Raw genomic sequence first — 20,804 nt, 5'->3', positions numbered from 1 at the left:
GAAAGGATTCAATGATGAAAATAAAACCCCCTTTAGGAATACTCTTAGCGACTTCGATCGCGATGACTGGTTGCTCTAATAACGACCCAGCAGTAGACGCTGATGTAGAGACAGGCGATGTGACTACTCTAAGATTCTCACACTTTATGACTGCCAATGACAACATAAACACCGAAGCATTGCAGCCATGGGCAAAGAAAATTGAAGAAGAATCAAAAGGCCGCTTAAAGATTGAGATCTACCCTTCTGCTACTCTTAGCAAACCGGGTGCTACCTATGATGCTACCGCAAAAGGTATCGTTGATATTGGTATGCAAGCGCAAGGATATACAGCAGGGCGATTTCCTTTAACTCAAATTGTAGAGCTGCCAGGTATCACCAATACTGCACAGCAGCAGAGCTGCATACTTCATAAACTGTATGATGATAGTGTCATTAAAAATGAGTACGAAGATACTCACCTGCTAGCGCTGATAGGCACTGGACAAGGTGCGCTGCATACCGTAGATAAGCCTATTCGCACGCCAGCTGATATGAAAGGTTTGCGTATTCGTCAACCTTCTGCGGTTGCCAGTCACATTATCGAAGCGACTGGCGCGGCGCCTGTTGGCATGCCTGCCAGTGATACTTATATCCCTTCAACGCGGTGTCATTGACGGACTTAGCTTTACTTGGCAGCCCATTCAAGCATTTCGTCTTGATGAGTTAATCAATACGCACACCAACATTCCTTTTTATAACTCTACTTTTGTTATCAGTATGAATAAAGAGAAATACAACAACTTACCTGATGATCTCAAGAAAGTAATTGATGACAATTCAGGGGCGGAGATGGCAGCACGTGTCTCCAAAGTATTTGACGTCAGTAACGCCAAAGCAATGGCCGCAGCCAAAGAAAAAGGCGATATCATGATCGATATCCCTGACCCACTCAATGACCCAGACTGGAAAGGTCCATTAATGGAAGGCTCACAGCACTATCTAGATGAAGTCAATGCCACTGGTCTAGACGCTGACAACGTGTACGAAAAAGCAAAAGCTGCCAGTAGCGCCTGTATGGTCTAAAGGATGAATATCATTAAACGATATTCGGACAAAAATTCCTTTACGCGATAGTCGGTCAGTTTATATGATTAAAACTTATATAGTAAAAAAACCAGCTACGCAATTTGATAACGCTGCGCGATTGCTAGAATTTGCTCAACCACGTTGTGTTGCTCACTCATAGGCAATTGCTCTGTCGTTCCGATGATAGTGATGGCGTACTCTAGTGGTAGTCCTTTGCTAGCAGTTTTGCCACTAACAGCAGATAGATTAACAGCGCTATTAACAAACGGCGGCAATATGACAGGAATCGTAATGGCATTAATCCCCATGAGCATATCACCCGTCACTGTCGCATAGCCTTGGGTACGAATCTTGGCTTGCAAGTGACTGAAATTCTGCCATTTTTCTGTGATTATTGCTTCATTGTCTGTCTGCCATTCAGCTGTGACCAATGGCTGAATGACGGCATCTGGCTGATAACTGGCAAATAATTGCCCCGTCGCCGATGTCGTCAGCGGCATACGTGAACCGATACGAGTGATAATACTAATCGGGCTATCTGGTTCAACGGACTGAATAATAATAGGACCTTCGCTAAACCATTTGGCAATCTGCACACCGCAATTCAGGGTGTCTTTGATTTCATTAGCGATGTGCGTCAGCCGCTCTAAAATATTGTTTTGACTAAATCCAGAGTGCCCCAATGCTGCCAATGTGTTAACCCTATCGCCTAGCCCGTAGCGACCATCATCAAGCTTACGCGCATAGTTTTTACGTATGAGGCTGACCAAATAGCGGTGACACTTTGCTGGATGCATTTGCATCACTTGCGCAATATCTTTTAGCATCATCGGCTCGTTATGATCGATAAGAACGTCTACCACCGACAATCCAATCTCCAGTGACTGGACGCCACTTTGACTTTTATTGGTTGTCACGGGATTTTCTAAAGGGCTTTCAGCTGCTGGCATGTTTTGCTCAATGAGTAATTTACTTGGCATATTAATCTAACATATTCATGAAAAACTGAAATGAAGAGGTAACGTCATAAGAGTTTTTTAATTGTATAAGATACATTTCGTACCATTAATTATAACCGCTTATCTCATTCACAACCTACCATAATAAAAGGAATTCACAATGATGACACTTTATGGCTACTTTCGCAGCAGCACCTCGTATCGTACTCGTATCGCGATGAATCTCAAAGGCTTAGACTATGACTATATTTCGGTCAATTTAGCAAAAGATGAGCAGTTAGCAGATGCGTTTAAATCACTCAATCCACAAGGATTGGTGCCTGTTTTACAGACCGATGATTTATTACTATATCAAAGCCCTGCCATCTTAGAATGGTTAGAAGAAGTTCATTCAGAAAACCCGCTATTGCCTAAAGACGCGGCTGGACGGATGCAAGTACGAGCCATTAGCGCTATGATTGGTTGTGATATTCATCCCATTAATAACCGCCGTATCTTACAATATCTACGCAATGAGCTGGCGGTAGACGAAGAAAAAGTCATGGCGTGGTGCAACCGTTGGATGAGTGAGGGATTTGCGGCGTTAGAAAAAATACTAGCAAAACAAAAGCCGTGGAAAATTTTGCTACGGTGACAGCTCTACTTTTGCAGATTGCTATTTGATTCCTCAGGTCTCTTCGGCGCGACGTTTTAACGTGGATTTAAGTGCTTATCCCAATATCGTCGAAATTGACACGCATTGCCGTACGCTCAAAGCCTTTGCTGACGCTGATCCTAGCATGCAGCCTGATGCGCCCAAGTCTCAATAAATACTCAAACAGGGTGCTTTCAGTAAGGGTGTTTTGCTATTAAATGACTAGGGCGTGTCCTCAATTCAATCGAGTATCCTCTAAATGGGCTAAAAATGGCTAAATCTTGCCAAACATCGTCAAATAGCTGGTTAATATCCTGATATTATCTGCGCTATTTTCCTTGTTTGACGGCAATTTATCTCATTTTTATTACCATTTTAAATGAGACATGCCTAGAAAATTAAATGATTAGAGAATTAAATAACAAACGCCCTTATAATTTCTGGGCTCAGGGCTCAGACAAACAATCAAAGCGAATGACTGCCTGAAAACAGGCAAAGCATTGATACTCTTAAGCCAAACATAGTATTTAATATTTCATCGAATCATCACTTCTACTTTTCATCTCAATATAATATTTCATATATGCAAATTATTGGTTGTATAGCAGTCACTGTTGGCTATTCTTGGTATAGGCGTTGTTATATCTCAAATTTAGAATTAATTTTAGATAACATACTGTTTTATACATTAAAATAAGGTTGGATATTATGAGTTATACACATCTATCAAATAACAAAGACGCTCTACCATCCCATGCCGCTCAAGATATTTATGATTTAGCCCTATCGGCTAGAGAAGAAACAGAAACCTGTAGAAAAATTGCACCGACAGTGTCAAAAAACTGTCAGAGTTGTCGTTATTTAGGATGGGACTGCCAAAATCGTTGGGAGGATGGCAGGCAATCCTGTGGAAACGTTAAGGTTTATGAGACGCTAGCCAGTGCTGAAGCCTCAGTTGCTTGGATCGTTTGGAACAACCATTTGGCCTGCACATTTGGACGATTTTTAGACGAGCCTAGTATGAAAGAGATATACAGTGACCCCTCTCATGTCTATGCCAACTCTGCACGCCCTGAAGGGATTGCTAAACAAACCGCTGAAGGATATACGGTCTCAGGTCAATGGACATTAGTATCAGGTTGTGAATTGGCAGACTGGTTTGTGCTGCGCTGCTTGGTAATATCCGAAGGCTCGCCTACGACCCTTGGACCGGGTGCAAATTTAAAGCTGTTCTTTATTCCAAAAAAGATGTGGAAGTGATTGATACTTGGCATGTTGGTGGACTAAATGGTACAGGCAGTCACGACATCGTCATCAAAGACGCGTTTGTGCAGGAGCGTTATGCGGTCGATTTTGATAGCCCTGTCGCCATCGATAATGCGTATAGCCGCCTACCAATCGGTTGTATTAATGCCGTTGGCTGTGCAGCGATGGCACTGGGTGTCTTAAAAGCGGCGACAGATGAGTTAATCGAAATTTGCCTTAAGAAAGTAACGCCCGGTAGAAGCCCAGATTTGCGTGATCGTGCAGTACAAGCGACTATCGCTAAAAGCAAAACCTTATTAGCGTCTAAGCGCGCACAGTTACACAATAGTGTCGAGGTATTATGGAACGAAGCACAGCAACAGACACCTTTACCGATACACATGGCTGATGTGTGGGCAGCAGCCTGTGAAGCAGCGAGAGAAGCCAGAGCCATGGTATCGGAAATTTATGCGGTCGCTGGTACGGTCTCGCTATATAAAAAACATAGAATAGAAAGAGCGCATCGAGACATTCATGCTATTTTACAACATGGTATCGTGCAGCCACATTGGATGGAGCAAGCTGGCATGGCTTATGTCGGATTGACCCCAAATGCAGCATGTTCAGAGTATAGAATTGCTTTTATAAAAATAAATAAGCCCTCATAGAATGAGGGCTTTTATCGATTGGCTATTGAGCCAAAGAAAAACAAATCATTGGTAAAAGTCATTTGGTGACTACCAAATAGTGACTACCAAATCATCACGCTGAAAACGTCTTCATGCTCATGTTACAAAAAAGCAAGACATCTGATGCCTTGCTTTTTTATGACTAATTTTTATAACTAACAAATCACTTTACTTGATAGTAGGCTTGATTGCTTTAATCAAAATGGAAGCCTGCACCAATCGAGCCGCCAGCATTACCTTGGGTATCAGCGGTGCCGTTTACCTTCATGACCCAACGACCATCATTGGATAACTTCGAGAAGCCAATAGCAACTGCACTTTCCCCATTGTACGTTCCTATACCGCCACCGATTAAGGATTTACCAGCGATGTAAGCTTGCGGTAGTGAAGACATTGCCATGGCGGCTGAGATACCAGCATTTGCATCGTCTTCGACTTCACCAATTTTATAACCTAGCTCATTCATGTTGTTGCCAAGTCTTTGACTAACAGCATCTAATTGACCCATATTCACAGCGTCTCTGGGTGCCATGCCATCAGCCACATCAGTGATCTTGTTGCCAGCGGCATTGATACCGCTTGCGGTCATACTAGGACCACCGACAATGCTGACACCATTATTATTGATTGTCGTATTGCCAGTTTTGACGCTATCGATATTAATATTACCGTTTAGATCAAACTTAATACTACTGCCTGCTGCTGTTGTGGTGATGTTATTACCACCTGTGAAGGTGAGGACACTGCCATCGCCTACTGGTTTGTTGATGGTAGCACCGCTATCAGCACCAAAATTGAGACCCGCATCTATTTTATCCTTGTTCACTTTGATATTGGTCGTATTAGTATCGATGTTTGTTTTATTCGTGGCAATATTCGTGGTATTGGTTTGGATATTGGTAGTGTTGGCTTGGATGTTTTCATTGATAACGACTTCTCCTTGCTTAATAGAAGCAATCGCACCGTCGATACTATTTTGACCAGTACCACCAATTTACTATTGGTAAAGGTACCATCTACAGGATTGTAGACTGTCTCACCGCCAATGATACTACTGATGCCACTGCCTTGTGCATAGAGCTGACCACCATTGATGGCATCTTTGCTACCTTCAGAGACATCGCCATTCACAACGTTTGTAATCTTAGTGTCAGCAGCATTGATACCCGCTTTGGTGATACTAGGTCCACCTGTAATAGTCAGCCCATTGTTATTCATAATGGTATTACCCGTCGTTACGCTATCTAAATTCAGGTCTGGATTTAAATCGAAGCTAATGTCATTGACGCCTGCCAATGGTGCAGCAGCACGTAGGTCAGGGCTAACATTATTGTCCGCTGATCTAGATACTTTAATATTACCATCTGTACTGTTCAAATCGATGGCGCTGCCTTGTTTGATCATAGTGGCAACATCACCCTGAGCCGTTAGTCCCCAACCTTGATCAAGGGCAAACGTCGTGGCGTTCAACTGTCCGACAGTCGCTGCATCTGTATCTGCAATACCAGCAGCTACATTGGTGATTCTGTTAAAACCATTGTCAAGACCACTACTGCTCAGTCTAACCGTTCTACCGGGACCATTACCAGTAAAGGTAAAGCCATTACTATTCATAATGCTATTACCAATCTGCATGCTACCCTCATTGCCTAAATTCAACTGGTTATTCAGTTTCACCTGAACACCCGTTGCTGAGGCCATCGTCGTAATGTTGCTATCACCAGTGACGTTGATGGTATCACCTAAAGCAAACTGCTGGTCGTTGGCACTATTGCCATCACCGATTTTGATGCCTTTGGCCACGAGACTATTGGTTGCTGACAATTGGTCGAAGTTTACCGCATCCTTACCTGTGGTCGCTTCTGCAACGTTAGTAATTTTATTGCCACCATTGTTCAGACCATTGGCTGAGATGCTGACACCGCTACCAAAGTTTGCGCTGTTAAGACCAGTTAAATCTTTCGCAAGTTTCACGGTCAATGTGCTGGTACCGTCAGCAACGACGCCAATGTTGTTGCCATTTGACAAGTCACTTGCCACGGTCGCGCCACCTTTGATTGTCAGCTTGTCACCAAGCTGACGATTAACGGTAGTACCCGTGTCACCATCGAAATCAAAACCTTTATCGATGGTCGTGGTCGTGGCTTGTAGTTGACCAAAGTTTACGGCATCGCTGGCTATTGTACCGTTAGCGACATTAGTAATTTGATTGCCACCATTGTCCAGCCCACTATTACTAAGTCTGACCGTTTGATTAGTCCCACCCGTGAATGTGACACCATCAGCGTTGACGACTGTAGTTCCTGTGGTCAAGCTGGTTGAGACTAAATCGGCAGCAGTAGCAACTTTGATACCACCATTGTCAGCGGTCAAGACAATATTGTCACCAGTAATAAAGTTGGCTGTATTATTGTCTTTATCCAAAGTCTTGACATCAGCACCATTGATTTGTGTCACTACCGTTTGCATCGCACTATCGGCTTTTACCAAGCTTGCCTTACTACCTTCGCTTAGATCAACTTGATAGTCGGTGATATTGGTATCAGGATCTTTGACACTAGTGCTAACTGTTAGTGCATTAGCATCTGCAGTAGAAACACTGGTGCCATTGGCATTGACAGTATAGACATCCTGTCCAGTATCGCTATCGTTTGAAAAGTCAACACTGGCAACATTCGTACCTTTAACTACTTTGGTTCTCGCTCCTGCGGCTGCCATCTGTACATCACCGATGTTTGCTGCATTGGTTTCCGTATTACCACCGCTTTTTACTCCCTTGATCTGGGTGTCGTTGGCATTGATACCAGTAGTAGAGATACTAACACCACCAAAATCTGCACTAGTGAGGCCCGTTAAAGTTGGAGACAGACCGAGAGCAATTCCATCGCCCGTTGATAAGCCAGTGGTGGTTAAATTGCTGTCTGTATCAAACTTAATTTCTTCACCCAAGGCAAAGGTTTTTTTGAGAGTACCGCCGCTGCTTGCATCATTCACATTAAACTTGATGCCTTTAGCAATATTGTCAGTGTTGGTACCAATATTGGTGGTATTGGTTGAGATGTTGTTAGTATTGGTCGTGACATTAGTATTAGTCGTTTCTAGCTGACTAAAATTCACCGCATCTTTTGCGTTAACCCCATCATCAACGTTAATAACTCTCTTATTACCCGCATTGACCCCGCTTTTGGTGATGCTTGGACCATTTAAAATGGTCAGACCATTGCTGGTTAACGTGGCATTGGTAGGGTTAAATATGCTTCCACCCGTTACTGTAACACCTGCACCACTAACGGTAGTGACGCCAGTAAGCACGCCGCCAGTGACAATACCTAGACCATTGACCGTTGTGCCGTTTAATAAGTTGCCAGTGCTAACGCTGCCTGTTGTACCTAGGTTTAAGTTGTCATTGAGCTCAACTTCGATTTTGCCATTTTTTACTCGGGTGTCGATGTTGCTGTTAGAGCCAACCACCTCAACGGCTTGTCCCAATGGTTTCTGTACTGTGTTACCATCAGCAGCTTTTAATGCAAAGCCTGAGGTGGATACACCAGTAATGGCACTATTCAAATCACCAATATTCGCCGCATTGGTTTCTGTTGTGCCACCGCTAGCCACTCCTGAGATGACTTTATCACCAGCATTGATACCAGTAGATGAGATACTAACGCCGCTATTAAAGCTTGCACTATCCAGACCTGTTAAGTTGTTGGCTAAACCAAGTTTGATTCCATCACCCGTTGATAAGCCAGTGGTGGTTAAATTGCTGTCTGTATCAAACTTAATTTCTTCACCCAAGGCGAAAGTTTTTTTGAGAGTGCCACCGCTACTTGCATCATTCACATTAAACTTGATGCCTTTAGCAATATTGTCAGTGTTGATGCCAATATTGGTGGTATTGGTTGAGATGTTGTTAGTATTGGTCGTGACTTGTTGGTTGGTATTAAATAACTGACCACCATTGATGGCGTCTTTGCTATTTAGACTGACCGTACCATTAGAAACATTGACGACCTTCTTATTACCCGCATTGACCCCGCTTTTGGTGATGCTTGGACCATTTAAAATGGTCAGACCATTACTGGTTAACGTGGCATTGGTAGGGTTAAATATGCTTCCACCCGTTACCGTGACACCTGTACCACTAACGGTAGTGACGCCAGTAAGTACTCCTCCAGTGACAATACCTAGACCATTGACCGTTGTGCCGTTTAATAAGTTGCCAGTGCTAACGCTGCCTGTTGTACCTAGGTTTAAGTTGTCATTGAGCTCAACTTCGATTTTGCCATTTTTTACTCGGGTGTCGATGTTGCTGTTAGAGCCAACCACCTCAACGGCTTGTCCCAATGGTTTCTGTACTGTATTACCATCAGCGGCTTTTAATGCAAAGCCTTTGTTAATAGTCGTGGTATTATTTCCGACCGCTTCATTGGTCGCATATAATTGACTACCATTCACGGCATCTGTACTAGCCGCAGTGACAGCTCCACCAGCGACGTTTTTGATCTGACGCTCAGATCCTACTACGCCCACGGATACTTGCGCACCCTCTCGTAACATACCCTTATCATCAATGACATTACCGGCGATATCATATACCACGCCACCAACTGTCATCGTCTTTTCAGAGCTTGCACTTGTTGCTGTTGTTGAGCCTGCACCTAAAGAGACTGAACCATCTTTGCTCGCTGATGCGCCAACACCGAACGCTGAAGAAGCCGTTCCCGAGGTATTGGAATGAACACCAACGGCTGTAGACAGATCACCTTTAGACAGCGATTTTGCACCAATGGCTATCGAGGCAGCACCTCCAGCTTCGGTATTGACATCATATTGATTGGTTTCTACCAGATCTTTACCTACGTAGGATTTGAAAACATCGTTAACTGTGCCACTATTTAGTGGTGACAATGGACTACCATCGATATTGGTTCTCGATGCAAAATCTAGATCATCACCGCCTATCGCGATCGAGGATGCCCCTCTAGACACGACGTTAGCACCGATAGCAATCGATTGCTCACCACTTGCCATCGTCTGTTGCCCAAATTCTGAGCTGCCAATCGCAATGGTTTGGCTACCAGTGGCTTTTGCATTTCCGCCCAGCGCCATGGCGTTATAACCTGTCGCTCCGTCGTTATTAGCATTACCGACAGCAGCTGAGTCCACGCTATAATACTTGGTTTTATTATTAGCGACAGTATTCGACAGCCCCGTTAGCTGAGCCACATTGACAGCATCACTGTCACTACTACCTGCTGCGACGTTTACAATCTGACGGTTGCCACCCGCTGCTCCTGTTCCTACAGAGACCGCGCCAAGCGTAACGCTATCCGTTGCTTGGATGACTGAGCTATGCTCCTACTGGCACAAAACCACTGGCACCACCAGCACGATTTGCAATAGAGTTTGAACCTAATGCGATGCCATTTACTGCGTTAGATCGAGAGCCGACACCAAAAGCAAGGCTGTTATCAGCAGTCGCTTTTGCATTACTACCAAAGGCAATCGTATCACTGCCAACTGCTTGAGTCTGTCCATCCGCTCTATAACCTACATTTGCTTGATCAGCCACTGTACCTGCATTTTCAAAATCAGTTGAACCAATCGCAATACCACGTTTGCCTGAGGCAAGTGCTGAATGACCAACAGCAAGAGAGCCTTGACCCGTTGCTGAGGAGACGTTACCAATAGCCTGAGCAAAGTCAGCAGTCGCTGCCGATTGACGTCCAAGCGCTAACGAGGTATTCCCATTAGAATACGCTGCCGCCCCAATTGCCACAGATGACCGACCAATGGCTTTTGCTTGAGTGCCTAGAGCAGTAGCGACGTCACCGGCTTCTGTCCCAGTGCCAATGGCGGTACTACCAGAGTTGTTTTGTGAACCACCCGTCCAAGTAAATGACGGATTGCCTCTATCGACCAGATTGAAGTTTTGCCCAGCGTCCGCTTCACAGCCAATGGCAACCGAATAGCTGCCTTCAGCATTCGCTTCAGTACTGTTTGTATTACAAGAAGAATTGCCGTACCAGATCCCGTACCACCGCCGACATTCACTTGCGCAAAAGCTTGCGGTGACATTGTAAATCCAGCCGCCAGCATCCCTATGGCGATCGTGGATAGTCGGAAAAATTGGGTAGAAGAAAGATTAGAAGTCGTATTGATGGTCGCGTTTGCGCTCACGCTAGATTTGGAAGATTTGCCGCGCCCCTTTGCATATTCACCAACTGCGGTAAAACAGCTCAAGGCTTCATTCCATATTACTTTATAGATGCGGTTCATAGTGTGCACTCCCTTACAGACTGGTCAGATTTAAAAATCAAAGATAATATCCATCTTGCAGAGAGTCGATATCACAAAATAAAACACGTTATCGGCGGATAACGATTAAATTTTTTGTTCATCATTTATCTTGTTAACCAACAACTAACACTTTTTATCTTGAAAAGCCCTAATCGCTCTCTCTATATATTAGTATTACCGAATATATAGAGAGAGACAATGCCGCTCATCGGGCATTTATTACCGCTCATCCAATTATATAACAAAAAATGAATATACAGATGTTTTTGCTCCTTGCTTATATTGAATGCTCCCATTTTTGAAATAATCCGCTTTGAAACTTAATAAAACACACGCTTATACACACACTTTAGAGATGTTTTAAGCGCGTGTTCGCCACTTTATGCTGCTCTTAGTCCCCTTCAGAGTTAACAGGCAATGTTATTTGCATCACCAGCCCTTGGATATCATCTTGGCGATTATAGACATGAATCTGACCCTTGTGTGCCATTACCACGGCATGAACGATTGCCAGCCCCAAACCATACCCCCCCGTTTCACGATGGCGAGCCGAGTCAAGCCGTACAAAGGGCTGAAAAATACGCGCCAAGTCCTTATCCGCGATGCCACCACCCTCGTCTGTGATGCTGATTTGAAGTGCAGGCTTATTGCCTTCCATCTCCACTTTTTTAATGTCAGCAATGACTGTTGAATCAGAGGCCGTATGCAAAAGCATTACGAATGACATTTTCAAGCGCACTATGCAGCTGTTCTTGGTTGCCAAGCACAGTCCAAGGCGTTGTTGAATCAGTGGTAGATGAAGCGTCTGCCACCAATGCATGACTCGGCTGCCATTGCCAACGCACATTTTTATGCTGAAACTCAAAGCAAACGTCTTGTCCAATTTCACTAATGATGTCAGAAATATCAACCGCTTCGTTTTCTATATTGTCGATGGTATATTGCTGCATTTGTAGAGATTGAATATGAATGATTTGCTCAATCAACTCATTCATCCGCGCCGACTCTTTATCTATACGGTCGAGATAACGACTGGCATTCGGTGCAAAGTCGCGAGTCAGCTCAGTCGCAACGTCTAGACGCGCCAGTGGCGATCGTAGCTCGTGCGAGATATCACTGAGCATCTGTTTGCGTGCCAGCTCACTCTCAGCCAACCGTTTTGATAGTTTAGCCACGTCTTTTGCGAGTAAACCAAGCTCATCATCTCCCATTTTTGATAGGTCTGGGTGGGTCTGATAATCGCCATCAATCAGACGGTGTACGGTATTTTGTACACGGCGGATACGCTGAGTCATTGTACGGCTCAGCCAAATACAAACCAAGACGCTAAAAACGAGAATAAATAGCAAACGTATGGGAAAATTGCCACGTTGCAGCGCCATAACATCAGCAAAACGCAAATGCGGACGTAATTGTATAATGACAGACTGCTCATCTGGTAAGACGACCGTCACATCAGCCAGCTCAGGGCGACTGTCGAAATCAGCTAGCGTAGCGCTATTTGGCATCATCGGTTGCAGAATATGGTTTAAGAATGATGACTTATCATTCGACATTTTATTATTATCATCGTGACTATTAATCCTGTTATTGTCCACATTGGGCTGAGCTGCCATTGATTGCATTGATGGTTGCCCTACTTCACGCCGACTACCCTGCATACCTTTTTGCCTACGCTCATCTCTATTGCGATAACGCGGAAATATAATCGCCCCTTCTTCATCGTAAACACTTATCTGATTCATGAGTTGACGGTCCTGACGATACATCTGCTTAACTGTACTTAAATCACCCGCTCTTAATGCCTCAACCATTTCTTGACGCTTAATCAATAAACTATCAGTTTGTACGTTCATGCGAACCGTTAGTGCTTTTTCGACCAGCCAACGCTCCACCATGATCGAAAATAGAGGTGATTATAATTGTTAATAATAGACTTAGAAACAAACGCCAAAATAGTGTGATTCGCACTTTAAACTTTGGGGTTTGCTTAAGCGTTTTATGGTTAATAGCTTTCTTGGAAGCGTTCATCGATGAGTCCGTCATTACAATACCAGCTGATAGCCTTTACCACGAACCGCTTTGATCGGCTCATCATGAAAAGGTTGGAATTTTTTGCGCAATCGCGAGACATGCACATCAAGGCTACGGTCGAACGGCTGTAATTCACGTTGTAAAACATGCTCTGACAGCCAGGCTTTGCTCACCACCTCGCCTTTTTGTTTCAGTAGCGCAACCAACAAATCAAACTCTGTCCCCGTCACTTGTAGTTCTATGCCATCTATCTGACAAAGCCGCTGGTTTTGATCCAGATGCAAACGACTCTCTGGTAGCGGCGTATGCTCTGATGTCGCTGCGCTGGTGCGTTTGATGACGGCATTGATACGTGCCAGCAGCTCTCTAGGATTGCAGGGTTTGGTAATATAATCATCAGCACCAAGTTCAAGCCCAATGATACGATCAATCTCCTCCCCTTTTGCCGTCAGCATAATGACAGGGATATCACTGATATTGGGTAATTGACGCAAGACACTCAATCCATCGATTTTTGGCATCATAATATCTAGCACTAACAGGTCGTAAGCAGCAGTACCATTAAGCACATTATTGCTCGCAGTTTTGAGTTTATGTATGACAGCCTCACCATCGTGAACGCAGTCGCATGTCACCCCATGATTGTGCAAGTATTCTTGTAACAATTGGGTCAATTCTTCGTCATCATCGCCTAGTAGTATGTGTGGCACATCTTTCTCCTTAAGCGTTAGATCGCTTTATGAGCCATATTATCAGTCAATTGCTTATGGATTCGCTATAAACGTTACCTTTCTTAATACTTCATAAATGTTCGTAACCTCTAACTGTCGTAATATAGCGTCTATCAGCGACAAATACTGATAACAAGCTGTGATGGATAGTGGCTATCCGGGGCACTTACTGTTCATAAGCTGATCAGATAAAAACTGACTTTTTCGCAACCAATAACGTATGCACCATAAATTAAGGTAACGATGATGAAAAAATTATTAATGGGCTCAGTATTAGCAATGTCTAGCATTTTCACCGTAACAGCTTGTACCAGTGTTAATGCAACCACTGATACCACACCAACGACCAGTAAAATGCAGCATAAAGATGGCATGAAAAAAGGTGGTATGAAAAAAGGCGGCATGAGAGGTCCAATGTCGCAACTAGATCTAACAGCAACGCAACAAGCGCAAATCAAAGCCATCATGCAAGCACAACACGGCGATCGTAAAGCTGACCGTACAAAAACAAATTGGAACGGGCGCAAATGCAGCAACAAATGCAAGCATTGACCAATGCCAGCACTCTAAATACAGCAGCAGTCAATCGCTTAGCTGATCAGCAAGCGGCTAAAACCAAGCAACGCTTCATTGAGCGAGTACAGACTCAACATGCTATCTCTCAAATATTGACTGCTGAGCAACGAGCAAAACTTGCTACATTAAAAGCTGAAAAAATGGCGAAAGGTCATAAAGGCTCAGAGCACGGTAAAATGCATGGCAAACCACATCAAGGCATGTAATTCGTCATTAATAGACTATTTTGCATTCATGCTGAATGTCCTATAAGACTGATTATTAACACATAAAAAAGCGCATCGTATAAACGGTGCGCTTTTTAGTTTTCAAAATTTTTCTTTATATAATTAATTACAACCAAACTGGTTGCATGAGTAATTAAAACTATTTCCATCACTATCGCTACCATTATGGTAAGTATAAGACCCAATCTGGCGAGAAGTTTTGTTCCAAGAACTCCCATCAGCACTAGCACCATTAGTATAAGAGGTATCACCAATTCTATTAGTATTTTGGTTCCAACTGCTTCCCGTACTACTATTATAGCCAGATGTATATGTTGTATTTCCTACTCTGTTATTTGTATATGAATTTCCACTTGCATCAGAACATGTAGAAAAAGATGAGCTACCAATACATCCTGCTTGGGCAGATCCACATGCAACTATAGTGAAAATAAATCCTACTAAAAACTTTTTCATAACCTTCCTTTTTTAATATCAATATCATTCAATTTTTGAAGTTTCAGAACATAGCAATTTAAAACATAAAAACATTACTCTAATAACCGAACCCAACTTCTCTTTAGCCATTGGCATGACACTAAACATCTTTTGCCCATCGCAGTACCATTGCCATCACGATAATACTGCATCAACTCGCTGCCATACTCGCGCACATCAATACTATTACTGGCATTAGGCACTTGTACATCACTTGGTAAATTGGGAAATGCCATGTTTTTGGCGCTTACAGCGGAATACTGCTGCAAAACATCTATGACCATATTATTAGAAGTAGTTTCACTCGGAAGCTCACTGCGCAGATGCTGCCATTTGAGCTGACCACGCTTATCAAATCCATACAACTCTTGCGTCTCTGCATTTGATAGCATTGCACTTTCTGCCGTCTTTTCTTTTGCCTCTGCCATTGTTTCCTCTATTGTCTCACTGCCACTATCCACATCACTATCTATGTCACTTTTTATCATTGCCAATATTTGCTGCGCCAACGCTTTACTGGTAAATTTCCTAGCATTTGTGTCGCTTGCCTCGTCAGCCGCGCTTTCTTTGACCAGTTCTGGATATCGCTGACTCATCCGCTCGTAGACGATGCGCATATAATCTTGATAAAACTGCTCATAACTCTCAGCGCTTTGTACACGGCGAATAACTTGGTTACTTGCCAGCATTGCTGGTAGCTGATGCGCGGGCAGCTTGGGAGAGAGCGAGGCTAGCGTATTAGGGGCGACATAATCAAACTGGCTAATCGGTGCGGCATCAAATGTGGCGTCTAAGGCTGCAAAGTGGCTTTTTATCAACTCACTACCAAAGCCTTTGGGTAAGGTGCCGTCATCAATGGCCAACTTTAACCACTTATTGCGCCACTTTATGCCGAGCTTGTCATCTAACAGTTCTGAATTAAACATCGCAAAATTATCTGCCCATAGATAAATATTACCGTTTTTCAAATCCAGATAAATTGGCTGATTAACACTGCTTTGATGGTTGCGTGCTTGATACTGCACGCTCGCCAGCATCGTCGCCTTGCCAACCATTGGCTGATAAACACCTTGCGCATTGATAGACAGCGGCTTTAGCACATAAGCATCTAGCAACTTTGCTTTTTTGATATCTTGCGCTGTCGATCGGTCGTCGTAATTGTCAAATAACTGTTGGTAAAACGCTGGCACATTGATTTCACTATCATATTTACTCTCTACCCATGCCTCATAGGCATCCGTACACTCAAGATAAGTGTCTTTGAGCACCGTTCGCTGAGCATCATAATCTGCCGCCAAAATATCTTTATTTTGCGCTTCTGCTTGGGTAATTAAGGTGGCATACGCTTGATCGTGTGTGTCTTCGCAGTATTCATCGATATAAACTGAGGCGACTGGCGCTTTGGCATCTATTTCCATATTTTATCGCTAAACTGCTGCTCGTTACTGATCTCCAGATTGCTATGGTAACTAAAAGACTGTCGGCGCTGTTTCTGTAACGCAGTCGCCAACGCTGTCTTTGCTGCCACTGGCGTTTGCTTGGCAGTCATAGCATTAGATTGGTCAAGACTGGTAGATTGGCAGCCCGTTAATAATAGTGCCCCTGTTACCAATGCACCAGCAAATAGGCGATTGCCATTAAGAACTGACGCAAGGCTCGCTGACGAAAGACGACTTGCAATGATTTGATGTGATTTTTTCATTTTTATCCTTAATAAATATGGGCTTGAACATGACAAGATAGCGTTATTGATCATCTACCCTGTTGTCAGCATCGTCTTCAATACCAGTGTCATCTTGACTATCAGCACTGTCATATTCTGCTGCATCATAGCCGCTATCACCATCTGCATAATCGCTACCATAGTCATCATCCCTGCTCCCACTATAGTCATAGCGGGCATCACGTGCCGTTTGCAGTCTGTCTTTTTGTTGACGCTGCTCTGCCATCCATGCATTGCCATCGATAGCAGTTTTAGCATTTGCGCCAAAAGACTCAGCCAATAAAGGCGTTAGTGCATGTTTACTAAAACTGCTTTTATCATAGCGTACTTGATTCAGCACGCTGGTTGTCGAACCCATCAAGTCACCACCGATATTTACCCGCTGCTGCTTAGCAAGCAGGCGATCGGCGCTATCTAAATAATAGTAATTTATCTGATTAAAAGAGATTGGACCTATGGCTTCAATTAGCTGCAAAAGCGAACCTACATCCGCACTTTGGTAGCCTTTATTGTATAGCTGCACTTTCGCAAGCGCGGTTTTTAGCATAGCGCCATCAGGATATTTCTGTGGATTGGCATCGACATAATCCTGTAGCGAATTTGTCATGTATTTTAGGGTTTTGCCAATCATCTCACCGCTTTGCTTGCTGCCGAAATAGACTTTTACCGCTCGGCTCGCACCGACTTCTTTAGCAAAAGCATCACTGCGAATATCTACCGCGCTAAAGTGCTCAGACGCTAGCTCTGCCATGCTGCTCTGTACGGCAGCAATGGCGGCATCGTAAAGCACTGCTGGCGGCAGCTGCGCGGTAATACTCTCAGGCAACCCAAAACTAACAGTATGTGAGGTCATTTGGTTAGGTAAAGGGGTGTTTTCAGGATTAACCAATGCCACAATAGGCATGATTGCTGATGGGTCTACCGTAACTGTACTATGGTTAAAATCGAACGCTAGCGGTATCTGTATAGATGAGCTAATCGTTGGTGTCACATAATCATAGCTATAGACGCTTTGCAGTTGTCGCTGTTTGGGTTTGTACTGACTGACACTATTGAACGTTAAATTTTGATATTGATAAGCATTTGACGCGGCTATCTGTTCAGGCGTGCGATGGAACATACTCAGCATTTGACCAATGACGCCCGTAGATGTTGCTGATTGGCTACCTTGTTCTACATCCTCTGGTTGTTGTTTAGCCGTTTGTATGGCTTCATACTGCTCTATCATGCTTTTTGGGTTTAATTTTGATAACTTTGAAAAAGCACTGTCTGATTCATAATCATCGGTGTCATAGTTCCCTTCGCCGTAACTCTCTGATTGATAGTCACTGCGACTATAACCGTTTTCGTCATAGTTAACATCCTCTACACACAGACTTCATAAGCGTCATCGTCCTCATTGTCATTGCATTTATTCGACTCTGCACTTACCGCTGCTAACTCTGCCATAGCCTCAGTTTGCCTGTCCTCATAATCACTTTCATCATAGTCACCGTCAGGCTTATAAGCATAGGCTTCTATAATTGTTCTAAGCAAGCTACTAGAGCCTGCATCAATGCTGTCTGGAGCAATAAAAGGAACGGCTTGATAATTGGCTTGCGAGACTGCTACGTGTTCTGTTGCCAGATGCTGACGAATAGCTGCCAGTAAATGTGACTTTGCTTGATTGTCAGTATTGGGATATTTTTCTTGGTCAATAATTGCTGATAACGCTCAGATTTTGCTGTGAGGCTGGCATTAAATGCGCGTCCTTGTGCTTGGCTCTGTGCACTATCGGCGGTACTAAAATCAATCATACTTTTTGATGCCGCAGTCGACGATACCGCTGGGCTTGATTGACAGCCCAAAAGAGCCAGAGACGTAGTGCCAACCAGCAAGGCGATAGACGTCAATTTACCTACCTGAGATACATGGTCGTTATATTGATAGACGAATGATGACTCGTCATCTCAGAGTAGCGCTGTCGATTATGATTATTAATATGATTTGATGACATAGTAATCTCTTTGTATAAATAGCCAGTCTATAATTAGTACATTAGTACCGTTATTTATATCACAATGCGTTACAATTTAGTAAAATTAGAACCTATTTATTAAGAAAATACTTAGATTTTTTTTACAAAACAACTTTCTCACTATGGCTTTCTCGCTCAAGTAAAAAGGACTTTACAATGCCAACCTCGATATCAAAAAACAACATACGCACTGCTGACAATAATCCTCAAAGTAGAGCAAATATTAAAGCGGCTATTTTGTTAATCAGTAGCACATTTTTAGTATCACTATCTGCTCACGCGCTTGAGCCGACAACCAATCAATCAACTACTATCAACCAAACATCGATTAACACTAGCGCCATCAATCTCGCGATTATGGCTGATAATCCTACTGTAATATCTGAAACTCAGCGTGTGACAAGAGCCAAAACCACTACCCTCACTTCCACGATTAACAATGCCAATGCCGATCAAGCCATCTATTCTGAAGATGCGATTCACCACCCTGTTTGGGCAAAAAACGGCATGGTCGCCACCCAAGAAGCCCTCGCCTCTGATATTGGACTCAAGATTTTAAAAGACGGTGGTAATGCGGTTGATGCTGGAGTCGCCGTTGGCTTTGCCTTAGCAGTAACTTTGCCGCGCGCAGGCAACATTGGCGGTGGTGGATTTATGATGATTTATGATGCCAAGCAAGGCAAAACGGTGGCACTCGATTACCGTGAAAAAGCACCGAGTAGCGCCTCGCGTGATATGTATCTCGATGAGGATGGCAATGCGGTCAGCGACTTGTCTCGTTATCACGGTCTAGCAGTTGGCGTACCGGGAACGGTCGCAGGATTACTTAAAGCATTAGAAGATCATGGCACCATGAGCCGAGGACAAGTGATGGCACCAGCGATTGCACTGGCTGAGGACGGTATAGAAGTCACAGCAGGTCTGTCTGAGTCACTCACAGCATTAAGCGATCGCATGCAAAAATGGCCAAGCACCAAAAAGGTATTCTTTAAACATGATGGCAGCGCCTATCAACCCGGTGAGCGCTTAAAACAGCCTGAATTGGCAAAATCGCTTAAGCTGATTGCCGCAAAAGGCGCCGATGGATTCTATAAAGGAGAAACCGCAAGTAAGTTGGTCAAAGCGGTCAATGAGGCTGGCGGTAGCATGAGCTTACAGGATTTAGCCAACTATGAAGCCATAGCCCGCGAGCCAGTCAAAGGCGATTATCGTGGTTATGAGATTGTCTCGATGCCACCGCCGTCTTCTGGTGGTATTCATATTGTGCAAATTTTAAACATTTTGGAAGGTTATCCGCTAAAAGACTATGGGCAAAACAGTGCGCAAACCATTCATTTAATGGCTGAAGCAATGCAGTTGGCTTATGCGGATCGCTCAGAGTATTTAGGTGATTCTGACTTTATCGATGTGCCTGCCAGCGGTTTAGCTTCTCAGGCTTATGCGGATAAACTGCGCACCTTAATCAATCCAGACAAAGCCACGCCAGCGTCTACCATCAAAGCCAACAACCCTCTACCCTATGAGAGTGATCAGACCACGCATTTCTCTGTTGTCGATAAAGAGGGCAATGCGATAGCCAATACTTATACGCTGAACTTTTCTTATGGCACAGGTCTTGTCGCTGAAGGTACGGGGATATTGCTCAATAATGAAATGGATGATTTTTCTGCCAAACCGGGTGTGCCAAATGGTTATGGCTTAATCGGCGGTGATGCCAATGCCGTTGAAGCCAATAAACGCCCATTATCTTCTATGAGTCCGACACTGGTTTTTAAAGACAGTAAACCATATATCGTCACGGGTAGCCCTGGTGGTAGCCGCATCATTACCACTGTCACCCAAATAATCTCGAACGTCATCGATCATGATATGAATATCGCTGAGGCCACTCACGCACCGCGTATCCATGACCAATGGCTGCCTGATGAGATTCGGGTCGAAAAAGCACTGAATATTGATACGGTTAAAAAGCTTGAATCAATGGGTCATACGGTCAGTCCAAAATCAGCCATGGGCTCAACCCAGTCGATTATGATCACGCCAAATGGTGTCTACTACGGCTCGTCAGACCCACGTATCGTCGATGCGGCGGTGGTTGGATACTGATTTAACTTTTACTTGATA

At 43.9% G+C, this 20,804-nt stretch carries 19 protein-coding genes and 2 pseudogenes; 7 read left to right on the top strand and 14 right to left on the bottom strand.

Features of this window, described 5'->3' with window-relative positions; all coding sequences use genetic code 11:
• Window positions 1–14 precede the first annotated feature (14 nt).
• Window positions 15–1,065, top strand: a pseudogene (locus tag G7Y90_RS11215) (TRAP transporter substrate-binding protein).
• A gap of 95 nt (window positions 1,066–1,160) precedes the next feature.
• On the opposite strand, the gene G7Y90_RS11210 reads toward G7Y90_RS11215, so the two are convergent.
• Window positions 1,161–2,048, bottom strand: coding sequence for an IclR family transcriptional regulator (locus tag G7Y90_RS11210; protein ID WP_227675979.1), 888 nt, complete (start codon window positions 2,046–2,048; stop codon window positions 1,161–1,163).
• A 142-nt stretch (window positions 2,049–2,190) separates the two neighbouring features.
• Between G7Y90_RS11210 and maiA the strand changes: the two are divergent.
• The 3 genes and pseudogenes from maiA to G7Y90_RS11195 all read left to right on the top strand — a co-directional run bounded on the left by maiA (window position 2,191) and on the right by G7Y90_RS11195 (window position 4,574).
• Window positions 2,191–2,836, top strand: a pseudogene (gene maiA / locus G7Y90_RS11205) (maleylacetoacetate isomerase).
• Window positions 2,837–3,369: 533 nt separating this feature from the next.
• Window positions 3,370–3,921 (top strand): acyl-CoA dehydrogenase family protein, encoded by a 552-nt coding sequence (locus G7Y90_RS11200; protein WP_250162400.1) that lies wholly within the window; start codon window positions 3,370–3,372, stop codon window positions 3,919–3,921.
• Window positions 3,918–4,574 (top strand): acyl-CoA dehydrogenase family protein, encoded by a 657-nt coding sequence (locus tag G7Y90_RS11195; RefSeq protein WP_250162399.1) that lies wholly within the window; start codon window positions 3,918–3,920, stop codon window positions 4,572–4,574. The genes G7Y90_RS11200 and G7Y90_RS11195 overlap by 4 nt, the downstream gene beginning before the upstream one ends.
• A 214-nt stretch (window positions 4,575–4,788) precedes the next feature.
• Here the strand turns inward: G7Y90_RS11195 and G7Y90_RS11190 are convergent, their stop codons facing one another.
• The 7 genes from G7Y90_RS11190 to G7Y90_RS11160 form a co-directional block, all read right to left on the bottom strand.
• Window positions 4,789–5,421, bottom strand: coding sequence for a YadA family autotransporter adhesin (locus G7Y90_RS11190; protein ID WP_250162398.1), 633 nt, complete (start codon window positions 5,419–5,421; stop codon window positions 4,789–4,791).
• Window positions 5,418–9,866 carry a beta strand repeat-containing protein gene (locus G7Y90_RS11185; protein WP_284143871.1) on the bottom strand — a complete coding sequence of 1,483 codons (4,449 nt, stop codon included), beginning with the start codon at window positions 9,864–9,866 and terminating at the stop codon, window positions 5,418–5,420. Before G7Y90_RS11185 ends, G7Y90_RS11190 begins: the two co-directional genes overlap by 4 nt.
• A gap of 79 nt (window positions 9,867–9,945) precedes the next feature.
• Entirely contained in the window at window positions 9,946–10,374 is a 429-nt protein-coding gene (locus G7Y90_RS11180; protein ID WP_250162396.1) for a hypothetical protein, read from the bottom strand.
• Window positions 10,375–10,406: 32 nt separating this feature from the next.
• On the bottom strand, window positions 10,407–10,874 hold the full coding sequence (locus G7Y90_RS11175; RefSeq protein WP_250162395.1) for an ESPR domain-containing protein: 468 nt from the start codon (window positions 10,872–10,874) through the stop codon (window positions 10,407–10,409).
• Window positions 10,875–11,286: 412 nt separating this feature from the next.
• A complete protein-coding gene (locus G7Y90_RS11170) occupies window positions 11,287–11,610 on the bottom strand; it encodes an ATP-binding protein (protein WP_284143730.1) in 324 nt (107 codons plus the stop codon).
• Window positions 11,588–12,793 (bottom strand): histidine kinase dimerization/phospho-acceptor domain-containing protein, encoded by a 1,206-nt coding sequence (locus tag G7Y90_RS11165; RefSeq protein ID WP_250162394.1) that lies wholly within the window; start codon window positions 12,791–12,793, stop codon window positions 11,588–11,590. The genes G7Y90_RS11170 and G7Y90_RS11165 overlap by 23 nt, the downstream gene beginning before the upstream one ends.
• 147 nt (window positions 12,794–12,940) lie before the next feature.
• Window positions 12,941–13,639, bottom strand: coding sequence for a response regulator transcription factor (locus G7Y90_RS11160; RefSeq protein WP_198330802.1), 699 nt, complete (start codon window positions 13,637–13,639; stop codon window positions 12,941–12,943).
• A gap of 267 nt (window positions 13,640–13,906) precedes the next feature.
• Here G7Y90_RS11160 and G7Y90_RS11155 point away from each other — a divergent pair, with 267 nt between their 5' ends.
• Together G7Y90_RS11155 and G7Y90_RS11150 are read left to right on the top strand one after the other, a co-directional pair.
• Entirely contained in the window at window positions 13,907–14,212 is a 306-nt protein-coding gene (locus G7Y90_RS11155) for a hypothetical protein (RefSeq protein WP_250162393.1), read from the top strand.
• Window positions 14,188–14,442, top strand: a complete 255-nt coding sequence (locus G7Y90_RS11150) for a Spy/CpxP family protein refolding chaperone (protein WP_250162392.1) — start codon at window positions 14,188–14,190, stop codon at window positions 14,440–14,442. The genes G7Y90_RS11155 and G7Y90_RS11150 overlap by 25 nt, the downstream gene beginning before the upstream one ends.
• Window positions 14,443–14,565: 123 nt before the next feature.
• Here G7Y90_RS11150 and G7Y90_RS11145 read toward each other — a convergent pair whose 3' ends face one another.
• The 6 genes from G7Y90_RS11145 to G7Y90_RS11120 form a co-directional block, all read right to left on the bottom strand.
• Window positions 14,566–14,919, bottom strand: a complete 354-nt coding sequence (locus G7Y90_RS11145; protein WP_087945579.1) for a hypothetical protein — start codon at window positions 14,917–14,919, stop codon at window positions 14,566–14,568.
• 74 nt (window positions 14,920–14,993) lie between these two features.
• Complete coding sequence (locus G7Y90_RS11140) at window positions 14,994–16,358, bottom strand: hypothetical protein (RefSeq protein ID WP_250162391.1); 1,365 nt, start codon at window positions 16,356–16,358, stop codon at window positions 14,994–14,996.
• Complete coding sequence (locus G7Y90_RS11135; protein ID WP_250162390.1) at window positions 16,349–16,642, bottom strand: hypothetical protein; 294 nt, start codon at window positions 16,640–16,642, stop codon at window positions 16,349–16,351. Before G7Y90_RS11135 ends, G7Y90_RS11140 begins: the two co-directional genes overlap by 10 nt.
• Before the next feature lie 43 nt (window positions 16,643–16,685).
• Window positions 16,686–17,891 carry a hypothetical protein gene (locus tag G7Y90_RS11130; protein WP_250162389.1) on the bottom strand — a complete coding sequence of 402 codons (1,206 nt, stop codon included), beginning with the start codon at window positions 17,889–17,891 and terminating at the stop codon, window positions 16,686–16,688.
• A 137-nt stretch (window positions 17,892–18,028) separates the two neighbouring features.
• Window positions 18,029–18,199, bottom strand: coding sequence for a hypothetical protein (locus tag G7Y90_RS11125; RefSeq protein ID WP_250162388.1), 171 nt, complete (start codon window positions 18,197–18,199; stop codon window positions 18,029–18,031).
• 71 nt (window positions 18,200–18,270) lie between these two features.
• The gene (locus tag G7Y90_RS11120) at window positions 18,271–18,555 is read right to left on the bottom strand and encodes a hypothetical protein (RefSeq protein WP_250162387.1); all 285 of its coding nucleotides are present in this window, start codon (window positions 18,553–18,555) and stop codon (window positions 18,271–18,273) included.
• 281 nt (window positions 18,556–18,836) lie between these two features.
• Here G7Y90_RS11120 and ggt point away from each other — a divergent pair, with 281 nt between their 5' ends.
• Window positions 18,837–20,786: a gamma-glutamyltransferase gene (gene ggt / locus G7Y90_RS11115; RefSeq protein ID WP_250162386.1), complete on the top strand. Its 1,950-nt coding sequence runs from the start codon at window positions 18,837–18,839 to the stop codon at window positions 20,784–20,786.
• Window positions 20,787–20,804 lie beyond the last annotated feature (18 nt).

It is taken from the genome of Psychrobacter sp. WY6 (genome assembly GCF_018448495.1).
Taxonomy (GTDB): Bacteria; Pseudomonadota; Gammaproteobacteria; order Pseudomonadales; family Moraxellaceae; genus Psychrobacter.
This window is presented reverse-complemented; position numbering and strand designations above follow the sequence as displayed.